Origin of the sequence: Mycobacterium sp. (assembly GCF_049281135.1) — a bacterium.
Taxonomy (GTDB): domain Bacteria; phylum Actinomycetota; class Actinomycetes; order Mycobacteriales; family Mycobacteriaceae; genus Mycobacterium.
The window spans coordinates 1-5,502 of sequence record NZ_JBAPRN010000170.1; the positions used below are offsets into that span (position 1 = coordinate 1).

Annotated in this window: 8 protein-coding genes; 4 read left to right on the plus strand and 4 right to left on the minus strand. The window is 63.4% G+C overall.

What is annotated here, in order from left to right; translation table 11 throughout:
- Positions 1-93: 93 nt before the first annotated feature.
- From WAN02_RS06765 to WAN02_RS06775, 3 genes are all read right to left on the minus strand, one after another.
- A complete protein-coding gene (locus WAN02_RS06765; protein ID WP_422263395.1) occupies positions 94-444 on the minus strand; it encodes a hemophore-related protein in 351 nt (116 codons plus the stop codon).
- A 335-nt stretch (positions 445-779) separates the two neighbouring features.
- Complete coding sequence (locus WAN02_RS06770) at positions 780-1,415, minus strand: cutinase family protein (RefSeq protein ID WP_422263396.1); 636 nt, start codon at positions 1,413-1,415, stop codon at positions 780-782.
- 39 nt (positions 1,416-1,454) lie between these two features.
- Positions 1,455-2,309, minus strand: a complete 855-nt coding sequence (locus WAN02_RS06775) for a phytanoyl-CoA dioxygenase family protein (RefSeq protein ID WP_422263397.1) — start codon at positions 2,307-2,309, stop codon at positions 1,455-1,457.
- Positions 2,310-2,405: 96 nt separating this feature from the next.
- Between WAN02_RS06775 and WAN02_RS06780 the strand changes: the two genes are divergently transcribed.
- Positions 2,406-2,795 carry a PPOX class F420-dependent oxidoreductase gene (locus WAN02_RS06780; protein ID WP_422263398.1) on the plus strand — a complete coding sequence of 130 codons (390 nt, stop codon included), beginning with the start codon at positions 2,406-2,408 and terminating at the stop codon, positions 2,793-2,795.
- A 53-nt stretch (positions 2,796-2,848) separates the two neighbouring features.
- Positions 2,849-3,355 carry a DUF5078 domain-containing protein gene (locus WAN02_RS06785; RefSeq protein ID WP_422263399.1) on the plus strand — a complete coding sequence of 169 codons (507 nt, stop codon included), beginning with the start codon at positions 2,849-2,851 and terminating at the stop codon, positions 3,353-3,355.
- Between the two features lie 4 nt (positions 3,356-3,359).
- Here the strand turns inward: WAN02_RS06785 and WAN02_RS06790 are convergent, their stop codons facing one another.
- The gene (locus WAN02_RS06790; protein ID WP_422263402.1) at positions 3,360-4,049 is read right to left on the minus strand and encodes a TetR family transcriptional regulator; all 690 of its coding nucleotides are present in this window, start codon (positions 4,047-4,049) and stop codon (positions 3,360-3,362) included.
- 262 nt (positions 4,050-4,311) lie between these two features.
- Here WAN02_RS06790 and WAN02_RS06795 point away from each other — a divergent pair, with 262 nt between their 5' ends.
- Entirely contained in the window at positions 4,312-4,734 is a 423-nt protein-coding gene (locus WAN02_RS06795; protein WP_422263400.1) for an MmpS family protein, read from the plus strand.
- A 29-nt stretch (positions 4,735-4,763) separates the two neighbouring features.
- A partial coding sequence (locus tag WAN02_RS06800) for an MMPL family transporter (protein ID WP_422263401.1) occupies positions 4,764-5,502 on the plus strand: 739 nt, incomplete at its 3' end.

The window sequence follows — 5,502 nt, forward strand, 5'->3', positions numbered from 1 at the left end:
CCTTCAGCGATTGACGCACGATGCCGTACTGGTTCCGCGCCGGTGGCATTCCCGAGCACTGTCCCCGCGTGTGAAAAGCTCGCGCCCAATGGCTCAGTAGTTGTTGCAAGTATTAGCGACCTGCAGGACAGCGCCGGCATACTGCTGAACGTACTGCTCCGCTCCTGGCTTGCTTCTCAGCTCTTGGACTATCTGCTCGCGTTCATCCGGCGTTGAGGCGAGGAATCCACGCAGTGCGGCCTGCGTCGTCGGCGAAGCGGACAGTCCCGCGGCGGCTGCCGGGTTTTGCGCATTCAGCGCTGATACCACCTGCGAGTAATTGCATGTGGTGTTGACGACCGGACCCAGATCGGGATCTGCCGACGCGACTCCGGCCCCGATTGTCAGCGCCAACGTCAAACCACCAACCGCGGCAGTCATACCGGGCAACAACAGCCTGACCATTTGAGAGACCTTCCACTGACGCACCGCTGAACGACACACGGCGACAACATCAGCCTAGCGCGATCACACCATCGAACGAGCCGTCGCGCGCCGTCATCACCGCCGCCGCGAACCAGTCGCGGGGATGTCTGGGACTGTGTTTGTGGGCATTATGTCGGCGCTCCCTTTGCGAGCGAAATCGGGCGTGAATTCGCTCGATAACCGGGCGCCCAACACTCACATCTCGACGTGCAAAATCACAGGTCCGCACAACGCTCAACTGTGCGGCACTCCGAAGATGCCAGGCGAGCCGAAACGTGTTCAGCCGAGTAAGGATACCGACCGGAAGAGTAGCGCTAGAGCTTCTGCGCCACGAACGTCGCGGCCTGGTTGGTCGCATCGGGGACATAGCCCAAGTGCGCGATGATGCTGCCGCCCTCAGCGCAGATGTTGTCGTTGGGCAGGCAGATGTCGATGGTCCTCGGGCTGTAGCTGGGGTCGAGCGGCGGAATCTCGTTGTCCGCCAGACCCTTTGCGTAGCTGCTCTGCGGATTTCCGAATAGAGCTACGGCGGCAACGTGTTTGGCGACCTGCGGGGACAGCTGGTGGCTGGTCAAATCGGCGACACCCGCGCCTTGCGAATACCCGCCGATCACCACCTTGGTGTTCGGGCAGCTGGCAACGGTGTCCTGCACATGGGCGACCTCGGCAGCAGCGCCGACCTTGGCGCTGTTGGCGTAATCGGTGGTCGACGGGTAGTCGACCGGGTAGAGATTCACCGTCTTGCCGGGCAGCTGTGAGGCCAGCGAGTCGAAGAAGGCCTGGCCGGGACCGCCGGGACCGACGGGCTCACCGGTGCCGCGGGCGAACACCACTTCAACGTCCGGGCATCCAACGGCAGCGGCCACCGGAGCGGCAGCCGGAGCGGTGAGAAAGGCGAACACCATCAGTGGTGCACCGGCAACGATGCGCGCGACGCTGCGTCTTGTCATGAGGGGAATGTTGCCATCCCCTCGCGTGCGGCGTGCGGGCTACTGGTCTTCCAGCAGCCTGAGCGGGTGCAGACCGTCGACCGCGCCGACGAATGGCGGGTGGATGCTGTAGCCGAGCATGCGGCGAATGTCGCCGGACACCGTCCGCGCGGTGTCCCGCGACACCGACAGGGTGAAGGCCTCCATCGGTCGCAGCCACGGTTGGCAGTACTGCGCGGTGACGGCCAGGCGGTCGGTGGTGCTGGAGTTGGCCCCGCCGCCGTGCCAGAGGGTGCCGACGAAGAACACGCACGAGCCGGCAGGCATGACGACCGGCAGCGCCTCGTCGTCCGGGCCCGGCCGCCGCTTGCCCCAGCTGTGGCTACGCGGGTAAAGCACTGTCGCGCCGTTGTCGGCGGTGAAGTCGTCGATCGCCCAGATGGTCGCGGCGGCCAACGGCTCGCGGGGACGGGGGATCGGGTAGAAGCCGTCATCATGGTGGGCCAGCTGGGCGGCCTCACCGGGTTGAATGTTGATGGCCTGCAACGCCGAAAGCAGGTAGTTGGGCATCAGCAACCGGTCGAGCACGGCCAGCACCCGCGGGTTGTCGACCAGTGGATCGCAGACCCGCGTTCTGCTCAGCACGCTGTAAACGCGCTGAGTGTGCCGCCCCTCGAACGAGTTACGTCCGGTGTGCCCGAGCCAGGGATTGACGACGTCGCGGATCTGCTCGCACTGCTCGGCGGTGAGCAGGTTCTCCCAAATGACGTAGCCGTCGCGGTCCAGCGCCGCCATATCGGCCTCGACCAAAGCCGGGTCGACGGAGGTTCCTCCGCTGGGTGTCCACTTGTACCGCAGCGCCAGATCGCCGCGCAGGTCTTCCAGCGTGGTGTCGGACTCGTCGTGGGTGTTCATCTGCACTCGTCCTTGGCTATGACGACACAGTAGGCCGAGTCTGGACCGGCGTCACGAGTTCGGCGCGACCAGGGCCGGACCGCTATAAAGAGAGGCGTGACTACCAGCTTTCACGACGTCATCAAGTCCAAGTACCTGCTCTTGACCACCTTTACCAAGGACGGTCGGCCCAAGCCGACCGCGATTTGGGGTGTGCCGGAGGGCGAGAAGCTTCTGGTGATCACCGACGACGGGTCGTGGAAAACCAAGCGGATCAAAAACACTCCGCGGGTGACGATCGCCAAGAGCGGATCGTTGGGCAAGCCCAAGAGCGACGACGTCGAAGGCGTCGCCCGGGTGCTGCCGAAGTCGGAGACTCGCCGGGTCTACAACGCCGTCCTCAAGCGGTACTGGTACCACGCTCCCTGGTTCTATGCGCACTCCGTCGTGCGGGGCGGAATCGACAAGGTTCACGTGGGTCTGGAGATCACGCCGCCCGTTGGTTAGCCAAGCTTCCCAGCCCTTGGGCGCAGCCTTTATCGGAGCGTTATAGTGACCGCATGCGTCTTTTTCGTCTGAGCCGTGCCGTCCGCGCCGGTCTCGCAGCGCTTGCGCTCAGTGCCGCCTTCACCGCGTTGCCCACCGCGTTCCCCCGGGCCGCCTCGGCCGATCCGCTGGGCCCGTGCGCTGGCTGCACGTCCAACGACTCCACCGAGGACTTCCCGATTCCGCGGCGAATGATCTCGACGACCTGTGACGCCGAGCAGTTATTGGCCGCGGCGCGGGACTTCGAGCCGGTGTATTACCAGCGGTACATGATCGACTTCAACAACCACCCGAACGTCAATCAGGCCGCCATTGACAAGGCGCATTGGTTCTACTCGCTCTCACCAGCGGACCGGCGTGGTTACTCGGCCAACTTTTACGCACCCCAGGCTGACGGCCTGTGGCTGGCCTGGCCCAACCACATGAAGATCTTCTGGAACAACAAGGGCGTCGTCGCCAAGGAAACCGAGAACTGCCAGAACTACCCGCGCGGCGACATGTCGGTGTGGAACTGGTCGTAGGCGTTCAGTCCTGATCGGACTCGGCTAGTAGGCCGACGCACGTCGCGGTGATCAGCCGCGTGAGCGCGGCGATGAAATCAATCTTCCAATCGGGTGGCACGTCCGTCCGCTTCGCATACTCGTCGGCCAACCTTTTCGGCGGGTTCGCCATCTGCCACATCGGCGCCGCGAGCGAGTAAGAGGCGAGTAGGACGTCGAACGCGCCTGAACGTCCCAGCCCGGGCAGCGCATTCTCGATCGCATCGGTCAGCGACAGCACGGCAGCGTTGCTGACTTCCTTGAATTCAAGTACCCGTTCGAGCGCGACCTCGTGCTCCAGGTGCAGGTGCAGGTTGGCAAGCAGATCGCAGAACAGCGGGTCGGCCGCCAGGCACTGGGCCAGAGCCTCGGCAACCCGAGCCGGCGACATCGGGCCGGGCTCACCCAAGCTCTCACACACATTGTCCGAGAAGCGCGCCCAGCCCTCGGCGGCCAGATTCAGCAGCACCTCTTTATGCGAGGTGAAGTAGCGGCGCACGGCGGAGTAGTGCACGCCGGCGCGACTCGCGACATCGGTGAGCGTCACCGACGCGACACCGGATTCCAGCGCCAGTGAACGTGCCGCCTCCACCAGCGCCGCCGCGCGTTGACGTTTCTTGTCGTCGCTTCGGGCGCGCTGGAAGCTGAGCTGCGGCACGGCGCGAGAATAGCGCAGACGGACGCATTGCGGGCGGCTGGCGAACCCGGTACCGTCCGTTTACGCACGTAACATGCGTTATATCTGAATCAGTGTTCACGCGGGGTAAGGAGTCGACAGTTCGGGTTGCGAGCATGGTTTACTCGTCATGGTTTGGCGGTGTCATCAGGCCTTCGCAAGCGCCCCGGGACGTCCCGCCGATTGGATGAATATCTTCGAGTAGTTGAGAAGTCGCCGGCCAAAAAAGCGACATCGGGTAAAGGGGATTTCGATTTTCAGGGTGCTGGAGCGGGTGTGGATTCCGCTCGTGATCGTGGTTGTGATCGGCCTCGGTGGTTTCACCGTGTTCCGGATTCACGGCATTTTCGGCTCTGAAAAGCGTCCCGCTTATTCCGACAGCGCGACCGACGACAGCAAGCCTTTCAATCCCAAACGGATCACCTACGAGGTTTGGGGTGCCCCCGGTGCCACGGCGGACATCAGCTATTTCGATACCAACGCCGATCCGCAGCACGTGGACGGCGCCACGCTGCCCTGGACCCTCAACATGACGACGAAGGCGGCGTCAGTCGTGGGAAACGTTGTGGCGCAAGGCACCGGCAACACGTTGGGTTGCCGCATCATTATCGATGACGTGGTTAAAGCCGAGCATGTCTCGCACGAGGTGAACGCCTTTACCTATTGCGTTCTCAAGGGCGCATGATCACCGGCCAGTTGCGTTCTCAAGGGCGCATGAATAACCGTCAGCCGAGCCTCGCGGCGGCCGCCGAACCGCCGCGGCTCCCGAGGATGATCCACAAGTACGCGCCGCTCGTCATCTTGGCGTGGTTGGGGATCATCTTTCTGATGAGCGTGGCCGTCCCGCCACTGGAGCAAGTCGCCGAGCAACGCCAGGTTTCGCTGAGCCCCAAAGATGCACCCTCGGTGCAGGCGATGGAGATCACCGGAAAGCTGTTCAAGGAATCTGATTCCGACGATTTCGCGATGCTTGTTCTGGAAAGCGATAACAAACTCGGTGACGACGCCCACCGTTACTACGACAGCATCATCAAACAACTGCGAGCCGATCCGGCGCACATCCAGAACGTGCAGGACTTCTGGGGGGATCCGCTCACGGCGCCGGGTGCGCAAAGCTCCGACGGCAAGGCCGTCTACGTCCAGCTGAATCTCGCGGGCAACCAGGGCACCACCCTTGCCGAACAGTCGATCAAGGCCGTCCGGGACATCGTGAACCGCACTCCCGCGCCCAAGGGCCTGACGACCTACGTCACCGGCCCCTCGGCGCTGGTGTCGGACATGCACCACAGCGGCGACAGCACCCTGGTCAAGATCACCGTGGTTACCATGCTGGTGATTCTCACCATGTTGCTGCTGGTGTACCGCTCGGTGCGGACGGTGGTGTGCCTGCTGCTCACGGTCTTCGTCGAATTGACCGCGGCCAGGGGGATAGTTGCGTTCCTCGGTTACCACC